The organism is Mycobacterium sp. RTGN6, from assembly GCF_033804605.1.
Classification (GTDB): domain Bacteria; phylum Actinomycetota; class Actinomycetes; order Mycobacteriales; family Mycobacteriaceae; genus Mycobacterium.
In genome coordinates this window covers 741,323-757,295 of record NZ_JAPZKZ010000001.1, presented here as the reverse complement: position 1 = coordinate 757,295, position 15,973 = coordinate 741,323, and the positions used below count along the sequence as shown (strand labels likewise).

The window sequence follows — 15,973 nt, the reverse complement described above, 5'->3', positions numbered from 1 at the left end:
CGTACCGTAAACACGTGCCCAAGACCGCGCCGAAGTCAAAGACCGGCTCGCCGAAACGGCTGAGCAATCGATTCTGGAAGCTCCTCGGCGCCAGCACCGATAGGGATCAGGCGCGCTCGATGACGCAGGTGCGCGCGTCGTCGGAGTTCGACGAGAAGGCCGCCGCACTGGACGACGAGCAGCTGCGCAAGGCCGCGAAGCTGCTGGTGCTCGACGGCCTTGCCGAATCGTCCGACATCCCCCAGTTCCTCGCCATCGCGCGCGAAGCCTCCGAACGCGCAACGGGCTTGCGGCCGTTCGACGTTCAGTTGCTCGGCGCGCTGCGCATGCTTGCCGGCGACGTCGTGGAGATGGCGACGGGCGAGGGTAAGACGCTCGCGGGCGCGATCGCCGCGGGCGGTTACGCGCTCGGCGGCCGCAGCGTGCACGTCATCTCCGTCAACGACTATCTCGCCCGTCGCGATGCCGAGTGGATGGGTCCGCTGCTCGAGGCGATGGGGCTGACCGTCGGCTGGATCACCGCCGACTCGACCGCGGACGAGCGGCGCGCCGCCTACGAGTGCGACATCACGTACGGCTCGGTCAACGAGATCGGGTTCGACGTGCTGCGCGACCAGTTGGTCACCGATGTCGACGACCTCGTCTCCCCGGATCCGGACGTCGCGCTGATCGACGAGGCCGACTCGGTGCTCGTCGACGAGGCGTTGGTGCCGCTGGTGCTGGCGGGCACCACGCACCGGGAGACGCCCCGGCTGGAGATCATCCGGCTGGTCGGCGACCTGACCACGGGTACCAACGCGGGCACGTACTACGACACCGACGCCGACCGGCGCAACGTGCACCTCACGGACACCGGTGCGCGCAAGCTCGAAGCCGCGCTCGGCGGCATCGACCTGTACTCCGAAGATCACGTCGGAAGCACCCTCACGGAGGTCAACGTCGCGCTGCACGCCCACGTGCTGCTCCAGCGCGACGTGCACTACATCGTCCGCGACAGCAAGGTGCACCTGATCAACGCGTCGCGCGGACGGATCGCGCAGCTTCAGCGCTGGCCGGACGGACTGCAGGCCGCGGTCGAGGCCAAGGAGGGCATCGAGACCACCGAGACCGGCGAGGTGCTCGACACCATCACCGTGCAGGCGCTGATCAACCGCTATCCGACGGTCTGCGGCATGACCGGAACCGCGCTGGCCGCGGGTGAGCAGCTCCGGCAGTTCTACAAGCTCGGCGTGTCGCCGATCCCGCCGAACACGCCGAACGTCCGCGAGGACGAGCCGGACCGCGTCTACATCACCGCGGCCGCCAAGAACGACGCCGTCATCGAGCACATCGTGTCGGTTCACGAAACCCGGCAGCCGGTACTCGTCGGCACCCGCGACGTCGCCGAGTCGGAGGAGCTTCACGAACGGCTCGTCAAGGCGGGCGTCCCGGCAGTCGTGCTCAACGCCAAGAACGACGAGGAGGAGGCCGCCGTCATCGCCGAGGCCGGAAAGCTCGGCACCGTGACGGTGTCCACGCAGATGGCGGGCCGCGGCACAGACATCAGGCTCGGTGGCTCCGATGAAGCCGACCACGACGAGGTGGCCGAGCTCGGCGGGCTGCACGTCGTCGGTACCGGCCGCCACCACACGGAGCGGCTCGACAACCAGCTGCGCGGCCGTGCCGGGCGCCAAGGCGACCCTGGCTCGTCGCTGTTCTTCGCAAGCTGGGAGGACGACGTCGTCGTGGCCCACCTGGAACCCGAGAAGCTGCCCCTGCAGACCGACGACGACGGCCGCATCACCAACGAGAAGGCCGGGCAGCTGCTCGAACACGCGCAGCGCGTGGCCGAGGGCAAGCTGCTCGACGTGCACGCCAACACGTGGCGCTACAACCAGCTTGTCGCCCAGCAACGGGCCATCATCGCCGAGCGCCGCGAGCACCTGCTGCGCACTGCGACGGCGCGGGAGGAACTCGCCGAACGCAGCCCCAAGCGCTACGAACAACTAGTCGACGAGGTCGGTGAGGAGCGGCTCGAGAAGATCGCGCGGCTGATCATGCTCTATCACCTCGACCGCGGATGGGCCGACCATCAGGCCTACCTTTCCGACATCCGCGAGAGCATCCACCTGCGTGCGCTTGGGATGCAGAACCCGCTCGACGAGTTCCACCGGATGGCGGTCGACGCGTTCGCGTCGCTGGCTGCCGACGCCATCGAGGCGGCGCAGCAGACGTTCGAGACCGCCAACGTGCTGGAAGACGAACCAGGGCTGGATCTCTCGAAGCTCGCCCGGCCGACCTCGACCTGGACGTACATGATTCACGACAACCCGCTGGCGGACGACACGATGGCTGCGCTGAGTCTGCCTGGAGTCTTCCGCTAGGTTGACGCCCATGGAGCCGCCGGAGGGCAGGAGCGAAGCGACCCGGGAAGGTGCTCGGGAGGGGGAGCGCGACGCGGTCGGCGACCGGGTGTTGACGGTGCCGAACGCGCTGAGTGCGCTGCGGCTGATCCTGGTGCCGGTATTCCTGTACCTCCTATTGGTGGTGCACGAAAATGCTTGGGCGGTAGGCATACTCATGTTCAGCGGGTTCTCCGACTGGGCGGACGGGAAGATCGCGCGACTGGTCGCCAACCAGTCGTCGAAGCTCGGGGCGCTACTCGACCCGGCGGTCGACCGCATCTACATGGTCGCCGTGCCAATAGCGCTCGCGATCGCGGGCATCGTGCCGTGGTGGATCGTCATCACCCTGCTCGCCCGCGACGCGACGCTGGCCGCGACGCTTCCGATTCTGCGCAGCCGCGGGTTGACCGCGCTGCCGGTCGCCTACATCGGTAAGGCCGCGACGTTCGCGTTGATGTCCGGATTCCCACTGATCCTGCTCGGCCAGTGGGACGCGTTGTGGAGCCGCGTCATCCTGGCCTGCGGGTGGGCGTTCCTCATCTGGGGAATCGCGATGTATCTGTGGTCGGGGGTGCTCTATCTGATCCAAGTGAGGATGGTGTTTGCGCTCCCGCGGGTGAGCGCCGGAGGGCGGGAGCGAAGCGACCCGGGAAGACAACATTGAGTGACGACGAGCGGGCACTCGGCGGCTACGGCCAGGACGCCGGACGCAACGCCCACGAGGCGAACGCGCCGACGCTGATTCCCGTGCCATCGCTGTTGCGGTCGCTGTTGTCCGAGCATCTCGACCCTGGGTACGCAGCGGCCGCCAAACGCCGCGCGGAGAAGCCGCGAAGCCGGGCAGCCGACTGGTCCTGGCAGCTGTGCGGAGGTCTGGCCGTTGCGGTCATCTTCGCCACCGCCGCAGCCCAGGCGCAGTCCGGTGCGCCGGCGACCAGGGAAACTCAGCACGTCCTGGCCGACGGCGTGAACGCGGCCGAGGTGTCGACGCGTGACGCGACCGCGCGACGCGACACTTTGGCAGCGGCGGTCGAATCGGATCGGCGCAGCAGGCTCGAAGGCGACGAACGCGGTCGGCGATTGCTCGCCGACCTGGACGCCGCGGAGTTCGCGGCCGCCGCCACGCCGGTCGTCGGACCGGGTCTTCGCCTCACCGTCACCGAACCCGACGCGGCCCGCGACCTCAGCGACGTGACCAAGCAGCGCGTCGCGGGGAGTCGCCAGATCATCCTCGACCGTGACCTGCAGCTCGCCGTGAACTCGTTGTGGGTCAGCGGCGCCGAGGCGATCGCCGTCGGTGGCGTGCGGGTCGGGCCGAACGTGACCATCAGGCAGGCGGGCGGGGGCATGCTCGTCGACAATCAACCCATCGCCAGCCCCTACGTCGTCCTCGCCATCGGCCCGCCGCACGGCATGCACGACGCCTTCGACAACAGCTCTGCACTGCAGCGGCTCCGGCTGTTGGAGGCGTCGTACGGAGTCGGCGTCGACGTCACCGAAGGTGAAGACCTCACCGTCCCGGCCAGCTCGGTGCGAGACGTCAACTTCGCCAAGGAGGCTGGGCCGCCGTGAAAGCAGACACCGTCATGATCGGATTCATATGATCGGAATCGCCGCGCTCGTCGTTGGAATCGTGTTGGGGCTGGTGTTCCATCCCAGCGTGCCGGACTTCATTCAGCCATACCTCCCGATCGCGGTGGTGGCCGCGCTGGACGCGGTGTTCGGCGGACTGCGGGCGTACCTCGAGCGCATCTTCGACTCGAAGGTCTTCGTCATCTCGTTCGTGTTCAACGTGTTGGTCGCGGCGCTGATCGTCTACCTCGGCGACCAGCTCGGAGTGGGCACCCAGCTTTCGACCGCGATCATCGTGGTGCTCGGCATCCGCATCTTCGGCAACGCCGCTGCGCTGCGCCGCAGATTGTTCGGGGCATGACCTTGAGCGACTCCGAAACGCCGAAAGGCAAGCACGAGCTCCCGCCCGACGAGCCGGTCCGTCCAATCGGCGAACTTCAGCCCGGCGGCGTCGCGGGAATCGTGCGGCGCGGACGATCCCAGCTGATGTTCGGTGCGCTGGCGGTGCTGTTGTGCGTCGTGCTCGGCGTGGCCATCGCGACCCAGGTCCGTCAGACGGAATCGGGTGACTCCCTAGAGACGGCGCGGCCCGCCGACCTGCTGGTGCTGCTCGATTCCCTGCAGCAACGCGAAGCGGCGCTCAACACCGAGGTGGCGGACCTTCAGCGCACGCTCGCGGCGCTGCAAGCCTCGGGTAGCAGCGACTCGGCCGCGATCGAGAACGCCCGCGCCAGGCTGGCCGCCCTTTCGATCTTCATCGGCACGGTCGGCGCGACGGGACCCGGCGTGACGCTGACCATCGCCGACACCGCCCCGGGCGTGTCCGCCGAGACCATGCTCGACGTCATCAACGAACTCCGCGCCGCGGGTGCGGAGGCCATCCAGGTCGGATCGGCCGGGCAGCAGGTCAGAGTCGGCATCGACACGTGGGTGGTGGGCACACCAGGAGCGCTCGTCGTCGACGGCATCACGATGAACCCGCCGTATTCGGTTCTCGCCATAGGAGATCCAGCGACGTTGGCCGCGGCGATGAACATACCCGGCGGCGCGATGGACAGCATCGAGCGCGTCGGGGGCACGATGTCGGCACAGCAATCTGACGTCGTCGACGTGACCGCCTTGCGGCAACCGAAAGCACGCCAATACGCTCAGCCAGTCAAATGACCGAGTTCATTCACTGCGACAATCCCTGCGATCCGTTTCCGCGCCGACAGACCCGAGGAGCCCCGTGAGCGAGATCCCCTCCGACCTGAACTACACCGAGGACCACGAGTGGGTGCGACGCACTGGGCCCGACACGGTTCGCGTCGGCATAACCGACTACGCCCAGTCCGCCCTTGGTGACGTGGTGTACGTCGAGTTGCCGGAGATCGGTGCCGAGGTGACCGCAGGCAGCGAGTTCGGAAACGTCGAATCGACCAAGTCGCAGTCGGACCTGTACGCCCCGATCACCGCGAAAGTCGTTGCCGTGAACAGTGATCTGGCAGACTCACCAGAGCTGGTCAATTCCGATCCCTACGGTGCTGGCTGGCTGATCGACCTTCAGGTCGGCACCGACGCGTTGGAGGAGGGGCTCGGGGCACTGCTCGACCCCGACGGCTACCGCGACGCCGTCGAGGAATGACAATTACGGCGGTGGTGGACACAGGGCCCCGTCCCGCGCGGTACGGTCGGACAGAGACGCATGCCGGTCGGCCGCCGCGTCGGCAAGCCGGCCAAACATCGCCACAGCAGCCAGTGAGGAGCAGCGGGTGACGGACAACGACACCACTTCGGGAGCGGACCAGACGTCTGACGACGTCACGGTGGAGACCACTTCGGTCTTCCGCTCCGACTTCCTCAACGAACTCGACGCACCGCCAGCGGCGGGTTCTGACAATGCAGTTTCCGGGGTCGAGGGGCTGCCCACCGGGTCGGCGCTACTCGTCGTCAAGCGCGGTCCCAACGCCGGGTCGCGGTTCCTGCTCGACCAGCCGAGGACGTCGGCCGGTCGCCATCCCGACAGTGACATCTTCCTCGACGACGTGACCGTCAGCCGCCGGCACGCCGAGTTCCGGCTAGAGGCCAGCGAGTTCCAGGTCGTCGACGTCGGCAGCCTCAACGGCACGTACGTCAACCGCGAACCGGTGGACTCGGCGGTGCTGGCTAACGGCGACGAAGTGCAGATCGGCAAGTTCCGCCTGGTGTTCCTCACCGGCCCCAAGTCCGACGACGGCAGCTCGGACTCCTAGATGACGGCCCCCGACAGCTCCGCGCTGGCCGGGATGTCCATCGGGGCCGTCCTCGACCTGCTCCGACCCGACTTTCCGGACGTGACCATCTCGAAGATCAGGTTCTTGGAAGCCGAAGGGCTGGTCACGCCCGAGCGCACGGCGTCGGGGTATCGACGGTTCACCGCATACGACTGCGCGCGGCTGCGCTTCGTGCTGACTGCGCAGCGGGATCACTACCTGCCGCTGAAGGTCATCAAGGCCCAACTCGACGCTCAGCCCGACGGCGCGCTGCCCGAAGCCCGATCCGCCTACGGGGTACCGCGTTTGGTGCCGGTAGGCCCCGAGGGCGTGGGCGAAGACGCGCACGACACGGCGGCCGTCGCGCCCGCGCAGGTCCGGTTGAGCCGAGAGGACCTGCTGGCGCGCTCCGGCGTCGACCCCGAACTTCTCGCAGCACTCGTCAAGGCCGGCATCATCAAGCCTGGCCCCGGCGGGTTCTTCGACGAACACTCGGTGGTCACGGCGCAGTGTGCGCAGGCTCTCGAGGAATACGGGGTCGAGCCGCGGCACCTGCGCGCGTTCCGATCGGCGGCCGACCGGCAGTCCGACTTGATCGCGCAGATCGCGGGTCCGGTGGTCAAGGCCGGGAAGGCCGGTGCGCGTGACCGTGCCGACGATCTGGCCCGCGAGGTGGCGGCGCTCGCCATCGCGTTGCACACGTCGCTGATCAAGTCCGCCGTACGCGACGTTCTGGATCGGTGAGGACTAGACTCGCTTAGACGGGTTGACGGTGCGGAGGGCAGGCACAGATGGGCGAGGTTCGTGTGGTCGGCATTCGCATCGAGCAGCCACAGAACCAACCGGTTTTGCTTCTGCGCGAATCCAACGGTGATCGCTATTTGCCGATCTGGATCGGCCAGTCGGAGGCCAACGCGATCGCGCTCGAGCAGCAGGGCGTCGAACCCACGCGCCCGCTCACTCACGACCTGATCCGAGATCTGATTGCCGCGCTTGGGCATTCGTTGAAGGAAGTCCGGATCGTCGACTTGCAGGAAGGCACTTTCTACGCCGACCTGATCTTCGACCGCGACATCAAGGTGTCGGCGCGCCCGTCGGACTCAGTGGCCATCGCGATGCGCGTCGGGGTGCCGATCTACGTCGAGGAAGCGGTGCTGGCCGAGGCCGGGCTGCTGATCCCCGACGAGAGCGACGAGGAGGCCACCGGCGCCGTCCGCGAAGACGAGGTCGAGAAGTTCAAGGAGTTCCTCGACAGCGTGTCGCCGGACGACTTCAAGGCCACCTGAAGGCTCGTTTTGTCACGGATGCGTCTCAACCTGCCACCACGTGGTCGACACGCGGACCAGGTTTCGGGGATCCGTGGCCCGGGCAGCCATACTTTGATGACGACGGGCCGGTACAGGCCGATCGGAAAGCGTATGCTCGACACACTCGAGCTTGGAGCAAATGCGCGGCACTGTGTTTCGGGTGTAGTGCAACTGGGCGAGTTCGACTCGGCGAGAGGATAGACAGTGGGCGACACGCCACGTCAAGAACAGTTGGATCTGGCTCCGGCCGAAACGCCAGCGCCCGCCGCCACCCCAGCACCTAGCGAACCCGTTCAGGGTGGGTTGTTCCCCGACGACTCGGTGCCCGACGAGCTCGTCGGCTACCGCGGTCCGAGCGCCTGCCAGATCGCCGGTATCACCTACCGCCAGCTGGACTACTGGGCCCGCACCTCGCTGGTGGTGCCGTCCATCCGCGGCGCGGCCGGGTCGGGCAGCCAGCGGCTGTACTCGTTCAAGGACATCCTCGTCCTCAAGATCGTCAAAAGACTGCTGGATACCGGCATCTCGTTGCACAACATCCGGGTGGCCGTCGACCACCTGCGCCAACGCGGCGTCAAGGATCTGGCCAACATCACGCTGTTCTCGGACGGCACCACCGTCTACGAGTGCACCTCCGCCGAAGAGGTCGTCGACCTCCTGCAGGGCGGCCAGGGCGTGTTCGGCATCGCGGTGTCCGGAGCCATGCGTGAGCTCACCGGCGCCATCGCGGACTTCCCAGGCGAACGCGCCGACGGCGGCGAGTCCATCGCGGCGCCCGAGGACGAGTTGGCTTCCCGGCGCAAACACCGCGACCGCAAGATCGGCTGACCACCCGGGGCGCCTCCGCGCCTTGGCTCCCGTAGAATCGGCAAAGCACCGCCCCCATGCGGGAGAGTTTCGTGGCCGCCAGCCACGGACGCCGAAGGAGCAATACCTCTCCATCAACCTCTCAGGCACCAGGACCGCATGGGGCCACGATGCCTCTGGAAAGCGGTGAGTGCACCCACTCGCCCGCCCATGGGGAAAGGCTTCTCGGCACCACGCCGGTCCGCCGAATCTCTCAGGCACCCGGTTCGGGTCGACGACAGAGGGAGAGGAACCGCTAGCGGTTCTGCGCCCCGATCCGAGAGGTCATCGTGTCCGCCACGTCACCCCACTCCCAGGCTCCCCACTTCACTGGCGATCATCATCAAATCCGCTTCGCCGACAGGCACATCGGCCCCGACGCCGACGCCATCGACACCATGCTCAAGGTCATCGGAGTCGGCTCGCTGGACGAGCTGGCGACCAAGGCGCTGCCCTCTGGCATCCTCGACACGCTGACCGTCGACGGCGTGGCGCCCGGCCTCGAGCAGCTGCCTCCGCCCGCTAGCGAGGAACACGCGCTGGCCGAACTGCGCGCGTTGGCCGACAGCAACACGGTTGCGGTCTCCATGATCGGGCAGGGCTACTTCGACACGCTGACTCCGCCGGTGTTGCGTCGCAACATCCTCGAGAACCCGGCCTGGTACACGGCGTACACGCCGTATCAGCCGGAGATCAGCCAGGGCAGGCTCGAGGCGCTGCTGAACTTCCAGACCATGGTCGAAGACCTCACGGGACTCGAAGTGGCCAACGCATCGATGCTCGACGAGGGCACCGCCGCGGCGGAGGCCATGACGCTGATGCACCGCGCCGTGAAGGGTTCGGCCAACCGACTCGTCGTGGACTCCGACGTGTATCGCCAGACCGCGGCGATCCTCGCCACCCGCGCCGCCCCCCTTGGCATCGAGATCGTCACCGCCGACCTGCGCGAGGGCCTGCCCGAGGGGGAGTTCTTCGGTGTCATCGTCCAGTTGCCCGGTGCCAGCGGCGCCGTGGTGAACTGGTCGGAACTCATCGCAGCGGCACACGCGCGCAACGCGCTCGTCGCTGTCGGCGCGGACCTATTGGCGCTCACCCTCGTCGCCCCGCCCGGTGAGCACGGTGCCGACGTGGCCTTCGGAAGCACCCAACGCTTCGGTGTGCCAATGGGATTCGGTGGACCACACGCCGGCTACCTGGCGGTGCACACCAAGCACGCCCGTCAACTGCCGGGCCGACTGGTCGGGGTGTCCGTCGACGCCGACGGGTCTACGGCATATCGGCTCGCGCTGCAGACGCGGGAGCAGCACATCCGTCGCGACAAGGCGACCAGCAACATCTGCACGGCGCAGGTGCTGTTGGCGGTCATGGCCGCCATGTACGCGAGTTACCACGGCGCCGACGGGCTTTCGGCGATCGCCCACCGCGTCCACGGCCACGCGGTCGGCATCGCGATGGGCCTGGCCGAGGCTGGCGTGGAGGTGGTGCACGACTCGTTCTTCGATACGGTGCTGGCCCGGGTGCCGGGCCGAGCCGACGAGGTGCGCACGGCGGCTAAGGCGCTTGGCATCAACCTCTGGCTGGTCGACGACGACCACGTCTCGGTGTCGTGTGACGAGGCGACCACTGCCCACCACGTGGAAGCGGTGCTGTCCGCCTTTGGCGCCACCCGCGGCGGTCATCAGTGGGCCGGCCCGGAGATCGTCACGCGCACAACCGACTTCCTGACCCATCCGGCCTTCACGCGGTACCGCACCGAGACCGAGATGATGCGCTACCTCCGCTCGCTCGCCGACAAGGACATCGCGCTGGATCGCAGCATGATCCCGCTGGGGTCGTGCACCATGAAGCTCAACGCCGCGGCGGAGATGGAGCCGATCACGTGGCCTGAGTTCGCCCGTCAACATCCGTTCGCACCGGCGTCGGACAATCCCGGACTCCGCAAGCTGATCGCCGACCTCGAGTCGTGGCTGACGCAGCTCACCGGCTACGACGCGGTGTCGCTGCAGCCCAACGCCGGTTCGCAGGGGGAGTACGCCGGACTGCTCGCCATCCAGGCGTACCACCGCAGCCGAGGCGACGCCGAGCGCAACGTCTGCCTGATCCCGTCGAGCGCGCACGGCACCAACGCCGCGTCGGCGGCACTGGCTGGCATGCGGGTCGTGGTCGTCGCCTGCCGGGAGAACGGCGACGTCGACCTCGACGACTTGCGGGCCAAGGTAGCCGAACACGCGGAACGCGTTGCCGCTCTGATGATCACGTATCCGTCGACGCATGGCGTCTACGAGCACGACATCGCCGACATCTGCGCCGCGGTGCACGACGTCGGCGGCCAGGTCTACGTCGACGGGGCCAACCTGAACGCGTTGGTGGGCCTCGCCCGACCCGGGAAGTTTGGGGGCGACGTAAGCCACCTGAACCTGCACAAGACGTTCTGCATCCCCCACGGCGGAGGCGGTCCCGGCGTCGGACCGGTGGCCGTGCGCGACCACCTGGCGCCGTACCTGCCCGGTCATCCGCTGGCCGACGAACTCGGAGACGACTACACCGTCTCGGCGGCACCATATGGTTCGGCGTCGATCCTTCCGATCACCTGGGCGTACATCCGAATGATGGGCGCGCCAGGGCTGCGCGCGGCCACGCTGACGGCGATGGCCTCGGCCAACTACATCGCGCGCAGGCTCGACGAGTACTACCCGGTGCTGTACACGGGGGAGCGGGGCATGGTCGCCCACGAGTGCATCCTCGACCTTCGCGGCATCACCAAGAACACCGGCGTGACCGTCGACGACGTCGCGAAGCGCTTGGCGGACTACGGATTCCACGCCCCCACCATGAGCTTCCCCGTGCCGGGCACGCTCATGGTGGAGCCTACCGAGAGCGAGAGCCTCGCCGAGGTGGACGCGTTCTGCGAGGCAATGATCGCGATCCGGGCCGAGATCGACAACGTCGCGTCCGGACTGTGGACTGCAGAAGACAACCCGCTGCGCGGGGCGCCGCACACCGCGGAATGCCTGCTCACCGACGAGTGGACGCATCCGTACAGCCGCGAGCAGGCGGCCTATCCGTTGGGCAAGTCCTTCCGCCCGAAGGTGTGGCCGCCGGTGCGGCGCATCGACAGCGCGTACGGCGACCGCAACCTGGTGTGCTCATGCCCGCCCGTGGAGGCCTTCGCCTAGGGCCGCTACCCGATCGCCGTGGCGATCGCCGCTGCGAGTTCGGGTCCGGCCGAACTGTTGAGGTTCTGGTAGCTGCCCCCGGTCGACTGCGCGACCGCCTCCCACGTACCACGGTCGGGGTCGCCACCGAAGTCGATGACGTTGATGGCGACGGGCCGAGCGGGCGCGAAGGTTGACTTGACGAACTCCTGGAGACCGGCGCCGTCGAGGCTCTGGTCGGTGTGCGGACCCGACGTGATGACCAGGATTGAGTTCTCCTGACCCTCACGGAAGTTCGCGACGGCGTCGGGGTAGAGCAGCCGAAGCGTCGTGAAGGAGACGGCGCCACCGTTTGATGCCGTCTGACCTTCGAGATTGGCCGACAGCGCGGCCGAGCGCTGTTCGCCGTTGACCGGGTCGCCGAGCGGCCCCGCGGCGACCTCGGAGCGACCCGCCACGCCGTCGAACGTCCACAACCCGACGGACGCCGACGGCGGCAACGTCTGCAGCCGCGTGTTCAATGCCGCAGCGACGTTGGCCACGCGCGACTTTCCGCCTTCGGCGGTGGTCATCGACTGGTCGAGCAGGATTGTCACCGCCGGACTGCGCAACGGAGCGCTCACGGCGTCGGCGATGGTGGCCCTGGTGCCGTTGTCACCAGCCGCCAACGGCGCAGCCAAGTCCCCGAACGCGACCACGTCGCTCTTGGGTAGCTCGGCACCGTCGGCGTCGGCGCGGAAGCCCGCCTTGACCAGTTCGCCGAGCGATTCCGGCTTGCGCAGAAACCGGTCGAACTCGCTTGCCGCAGTGGTCTGTTCGCGGGACAGCCAGTCGCCCGACAACTGCACGGCGGGGTAGTCGGCCAGGGCCGTGGGTCCTGACGGCTGCCACGCCGCCAACTTGTCCTTGGCCCCCGACAGGTCCGCGGCGCGCTGATAGATCTGCTGCTCGGTGGAGACGACGGCGTGCACCAGGGCACCCGCCGCCGGCCCGTCCTGCAGGAGGGCGTCGAGCGCCGTCGACGCCTTGCCGTCGGCGAGCTTCGGCTGACCCGCCATCACGGTGGTCACGGCGCCAGCGCCAGCGGTCGCGGGAGCGCCCGAAGGCGCGGCTGCCGTGGCGATGGCCTCCGCGGCCACGTAGGTGGCGTCCCCGTCACCGGTCAAGGGCAACGCCAGGCGAAGTGCCCCCCAACCGGGAAGGTTGAGCCCGTCGAGTGCCGTCGGATTGCTCTGCAACCCAGGCAGCGCGCCCCAATTCTGCTGGGCGAGCGCGCTCTTCAACTCCGGGCGCACGGCGAGCATCACTGGGGAGGTCACCAGCGACCGGCTGGTGCTGATGGTCTGTGGGCCGGTGGCGGCTTCGAGTCGTGCCGGGGACACCGAGCTACCAGGTATCCACAGGGCAGGCCGTTCACCCAACTCGGCTGGCCACTCGCCGACGAACCCGTCGATGACCTGGCCCGAATCAGCGTCCGTCACAGCCACTTTGACGCACTTGTCGCCGACCGGTTCGGCCGTCTTGTTGTATTCGTCGGCAAGGGTGCGAACGTGCTCGGCGATCGACGGGTCGGCGACGACCGCGACCGCGACGTCCCCCGAAACGCAACGGGCGGCCGCGGCCTCCGAGCGGCTGGACAACGCGTCGCCGAAGAAGCGCCACACGATGACGGCCCCGACCACCACGACGACGGTCACCAGTGCGGCGATGACGCTCTTGCTGACCCCGCGGCGGCGGGCGGTCACCGCCCGATGGCTACCAGTCCATTCGCCGCCCTCCCAATCGCCGCCGTGCTGCGGGCCGGAAGGCGGCGTGCGGGGCGGCGGGGTAGTGGCAAACGACCGGGTCGGGGCTTCGGGCTCGTCGTAGTCAGCCTCCGGATAGTCCGATTCCACGTCGGCCGTCCAGTAATCGGCGTCCGAGTAGCCCGCCTGCGGGTAACCGGGCTCGCCGTAGCCCGGCTCGACGCCGGACCCGTAGCCAGCGTCGGCCGGATAGGGTTCGGCCCGGTAGTCGTCGGCGTACTCGTCGGGGCGGCGCTGCGCACCGCGATACGGCTGCTCGCCCTGGTATGGATACGGCTGCTCGACCTGGTACGGCTGCTCACCCGGATACGGCTGGTCGCCGGGCGGCAGCTGCTCGTCCGATTCCTCGGGATCGGGAACGCTGTGCCTACCCATCCCTACCCTCTGCGCTCGCTAAGTGTCATGTGGCCTCGCCGCCGCAGTCTAGCCACGCGCGAGCTGGCGGGCTTTGAACTCCCGGCGACGCCGATGCAGGATCGGCTCGGTGTACCCGTTGGGCTGTTCGGCGCCGGAGAGGATCAGTTCCTGCGCCGCCTCGAACGCGATGCTGGCCTCTGGGTCGGGCGCCATCGGCAGGTACGCCGAGTCCGCGGCGTTCTGTTGGTCGACCACCGCGGCCATTCGCCGGAGGCTGGCCTTCACGTCTTCGGAGGTGATGACGCCGTGGCGCAGCCAATTGGCCAGCAATTGGCTCGAAATCCGCAGGGTGGCACGGTCTTCCATCAGCGCCACATCGTGAATGTCGGGCACCTTCGAGCACCCGACGCCCGCATCGACCCAGCGGACGACGTAGCCGAGGATGGATTGGCAGTTGTTGTCGACCTCTTCGCGGATCTCCTCGGGCGCCCAGGCGAGCTCCTTGGACAGCGGAATGGTCAGCAGTTCCTCGACGGTGGTGCGCTTCTTGCCCGCCAGCTCGCGCTGCACCTCGAACACGTCGACCTGGTGGTAATGCATGGCGTGCAAGGTCGCACCGGTCGGTGATGGCACCCACGCGGTGGTGGCGCCGGACTTGGGCTGAGCGATCTTCTGCTCGACCATGTCGGCCATCAGGTCCGTCATGGCCCACATGCCCTTGCCGATCTGGGCGCGGCCGGACAATCCGGCTGCCAGGCCGGTGTCGACGTTCGCGTCCTCGTAGGCCTTGATCCAGGGCTGGCTCTTCATCGCGCCCTTGCGGATCATCGGCCCGGCCTCCATCGACGTGTGGATCTCGTCGCCGGTGCGGTCCAGGAAGCCGGTGTTGATAAAGACCACCCGGTCGGCGGCCGCCTTGATGCACGCCTTCAGGTTGAGCGTGGTGCGGCGTTCCTCGTCCATGATGCCGACCTTGAGGGTGGCCTCCGGCAATCCGAGCACGTCCTCGACGCGACTGAACAGTTCGCACGTGAACGCGACCTCGTCGGGGCCGTGCATCTTCGGCTTCACGATGTACACCGAGCCGGTCCGGCTGTTGCGCAGCGGTCCGTTGTCCTCGTCCACCTTCAAGCCGTGCACGGCGATGAGGCCGGTGAAGAGCGCGTCCTGAATGCCCTCCGGAACCTCCTTGCCGTCGGCATCGGTGATCGCGTCGTTGGTCATCAGGTGCCCGACGTTGCGCACGAACAACAGGCTGCGTCCCGGCAGCACGAGCTCGCCGCCGTCTGGGGTCGTGAAGTTGCGGTCCTCGTTGAGCACGCGGGTGAACGACTTGCCGCCCTTGCTGACCTCCTCGGCGAGGTCACCCCTGTTCAGGCCAAGCCAGTTGCGGTAGCCCAGCACCTTGTCATCGGCGTCGACCGCCGCGACGGAGTCCTCGAAGTCCATGATCGTGGTGATCGCCGACTCCAGCACCACGTCCTTGATGCCGGCCTTGTCGGTCGAGCCGACGGGGGAGTCGGGATCGACGAGGATCTCGACGTGCAGGCCGTTGTTGACCAGCAGCACCGACCATTGGGGCGAACCGAGTTCTCCGGTGTACCCGACGAACTTCTCCGGGTCGGCAAGGCCCGTGGACGCTCCGTCGCCCGTCGCGAGCTCAAGTCGACCATCGGCGATGGTCAGCCCGGTGACGTCGGACCACGAACCCGAGGCGAGCGGCACGGCCTCGTCGAGGAACGTCCTGGCGTAGGCGATCACCTTGTCGCCGCGCACCCGGTTGTAGCTGGTGCCCTTCTCCGCGCCGTCGGTCTCGGGGATCACGTCGGTGCCGTACAGCGCGTCGTAGAGCGAGCCCCAGCGCGCGTTGGCTGCGTTCAACGCGAAGCGCGCGTTGAGGATCGGCACCACCAGCTGCGGGCCCGCCGTGGTGGTGATCTCGTCGTCGACGCCCGACGTGGTGATGGTGAAGTCTGCCGGCTCGGGCTGCAGGTAACCGATCTCGGTGAGGAACTGCTTGTACTCGTCCATGTCGAACGGGCCGATGACGCGGGCGCGGTGCCACTTGTCGAGCTGAGCCTGAAGGTCGTCGCGGCGGGCCAGGAGCTCCTCGTTCTGAGGCGTCAGGTCGGTGACGACCTTGTCCACGCCCGCCCAGAAGCTGTCGGCGTCGAGGCCGGTGCCGGGAAGCGCCTCGTTGGTGACGAAGTCGTAGAGCACCTTGGCGACTCGCAGATTGCCCACGGTCACGCGATCGGTCATGTTTGCCTCCTGAAGCGTCGATCAAGCTTACCCGTGGGTAACAGCGCTGATCGT

General features: G+C 67.8%; 13 protein-coding genes and 1 riboswitch. Of the genes, 11 read left to right on the top strand and 2 right to left on the bottom strand.

Annotated features, from left to right (window positions below):
- Window positions 1-14 precede the first annotated feature (14 nt).
- The 11 genes from secA2 to gcvP all read left to right on the top strand — a co-directional run bounded on the left by secA2 (window position 15) and on the right by gcvP (window position 11,516).
- Entirely contained in the window at window positions 15-2,363 is a 2,349-nt protein-coding gene (gene secA2 / locus SLQ33_RS03735; RefSeq protein ID WP_319452414.1) for an accessory Sec system translocase SecA2, read from the top strand.
- A gap of 10 nt (window positions 2,364-2,373) precedes the next feature.
- Window positions 2,374-3,048 (top strand): CDP-alcohol phosphatidyltransferase family protein, encoded by a 675-nt coding sequence (locus SLQ33_RS03730; RefSeq protein ID WP_319452413.1) that lies wholly within the window; start codon window positions 2,374-2,376, stop codon window positions 3,046-3,048.
- A complete protein-coding gene (locus SLQ33_RS03725; RefSeq protein ID WP_319452412.1) occupies window positions 3,045-3,956 on the top strand; it encodes a DUF881 domain-containing protein in 912 nt (303 codons plus the stop codon). Before SLQ33_RS03730 ends, SLQ33_RS03725 begins: the two co-directional genes overlap by 4 nt.
- A gap of 28 nt (window positions 3,957-3,984) precedes the next feature.
- Window positions 3,985-4,317 (top strand): small basic family protein, encoded by a 333-nt coding sequence (locus SLQ33_RS03720; protein ID WP_319452411.1) that lies wholly within the window; start codon window positions 3,985-3,987, stop codon window positions 4,315-4,317.
- Window positions 4,314-5,120 (top strand): DUF881 domain-containing protein, encoded by an 807-nt coding sequence (locus SLQ33_RS03715; RefSeq protein ID WP_319452410.1) that lies wholly within the window; start codon window positions 4,314-4,316, stop codon window positions 5,118-5,120. The genes SLQ33_RS03720 and SLQ33_RS03715 overlap by 4 nt, the downstream gene beginning before the upstream one ends.
- A 64-nt stretch (window positions 5,121-5,184) precedes the next feature.
- A complete protein-coding gene (gene gcvH, locus SLQ33_RS03710; protein ID WP_319452409.1) occupies window positions 5,185-5,580 on the top strand; it encodes a glycine cleavage system protein GcvH in 396 nt (131 codons plus the stop codon).
- 127 nt (window positions 5,581-5,707) lie between these two features.
- Window positions 5,708-6,187: a glycogen accumulation regulator GarA gene (gene garA, locus SLQ33_RS03705; RefSeq protein ID WP_319452408.1), complete on the top strand. Its 480-nt coding sequence runs from the start codon at window positions 5,708-5,710 to the stop codon at window positions 6,185-6,187.
- Complete coding sequence (locus tag SLQ33_RS03700; RefSeq protein ID WP_319452407.1) at window positions 6,188-6,931, top strand: MerR family transcriptional regulator; 744 nt, start codon at window positions 6,188-6,190, stop codon at window positions 6,929-6,931.
- A gap of 47 nt (window positions 6,932-6,978) precedes the next feature.
- The gene (locus SLQ33_RS03695) at window positions 6,979-7,473 is read left to right on the top strand and encodes a bifunctional nuclease family protein (protein WP_319452406.1); all 495 of its coding nucleotides are present in this window, start codon (window positions 6,979-6,981) and stop codon (window positions 7,471-7,473) included.
- A gap of 225 nt (window positions 7,474-7,698) precedes the next feature.
- A complete protein-coding gene (locus SLQ33_RS03690) occupies window positions 7,699-8,322 on the top strand; it encodes a MerR family transcriptional regulator (RefSeq protein ID WP_319452405.1) in 624 nt (207 codons plus the stop codon).
- Window positions 8,323-8,371: 49 nt separating this feature from the next.
- Window positions 8,372-8,469, top strand: a riboswitch (glycine riboswitch).
- A gap of 218 nt (window positions 8,470-8,687) precedes the next feature.
- A complete protein-coding gene (gene gcvP / locus SLQ33_RS03685; RefSeq protein ID WP_319452562.1) occupies window positions 8,688-11,516 on the top strand; it encodes an aminomethyl-transferring glycine dehydrogenase in 2,829 nt (942 codons plus the stop codon).
- A gap of 5 nt (window positions 11,517-11,521) precedes the next feature.
- On the opposite strand, the gene SLQ33_RS03680 is transcribed toward gcvP, so the two are convergent.
- Window positions 11,522-13,675, bottom strand: a complete 2,154-nt coding sequence (locus SLQ33_RS03680) for a hypothetical protein (protein ID WP_319452404.1) — start codon at window positions 13,673-13,675, stop codon at window positions 11,522-11,524.
- 48 nt (window positions 13,676-13,723) lie between these two features.
- Window positions 13,724-15,919 (bottom strand): malate synthase G, encoded by a 2,196-nt coding sequence (locus SLQ33_RS03675; RefSeq protein WP_319452403.1) that lies wholly within the window; start codon window positions 15,917-15,919, stop codon window positions 13,724-13,726.
- Window positions 15,920-15,973: the final 54 nt, after the last annotated feature.

What these genes read in the sequence shown, in the direction of transcription:
- SLQ33_RS03675 (WP_319452403.1), bottom strand. Translation starts at nt 15,919, where the DNA reads ATGACCGATCGCGTGACCGTGGGCAATCTGCGAGTCGCCAAGGTGCTC.
- SLQ33_RS03720 (WP_319452411.1), top strand. Translation starts at nt 3,985, where the DNA reads ATGATCGGAATCGCCGCGCTCGTCGTTGGAATCGTGTTGGGGCTGGTG.
- SLQ33_RS03680 (WP_319452404.1), bottom strand. Translation starts at nt 13,675, where the DNA reads ATGGGTAGGCACAGCGTTCCCGATCCCGAGGAATCGGACGAGCAGCTG.
- SLQ33_RS03695 (WP_319452406.1), top strand. Translation starts at nt 6,979, where the DNA reads ATGGGCGAGGTTCGTGTGGTCGGCATTCGCATCGAGCAGCCACAGAAC.
- SLQ33_RS03715 (WP_319452410.1), top strand. Translation starts at nt 4,314, where the DNA reads ATGACCTTGAGCGACTCCGAAACGCCGAAAGGCAAGCACGAGCTCCCG.
- SLQ33_RS03730 (WP_319452413.1), top strand. Translation starts at nt 2,374, where the DNA reads ATGGAGCCGCCGGAGGGCAGGAGCGAAGCGACCCGGGAAGGTGCTCGG.
- SLQ33_RS03700 (WP_319452407.1), top strand. Translation starts at nt 6,188, where the DNA reads ATGACGGCCCCCGACAGCTCCGCGCTGGCCGGGATGTCCATCGGGGCC.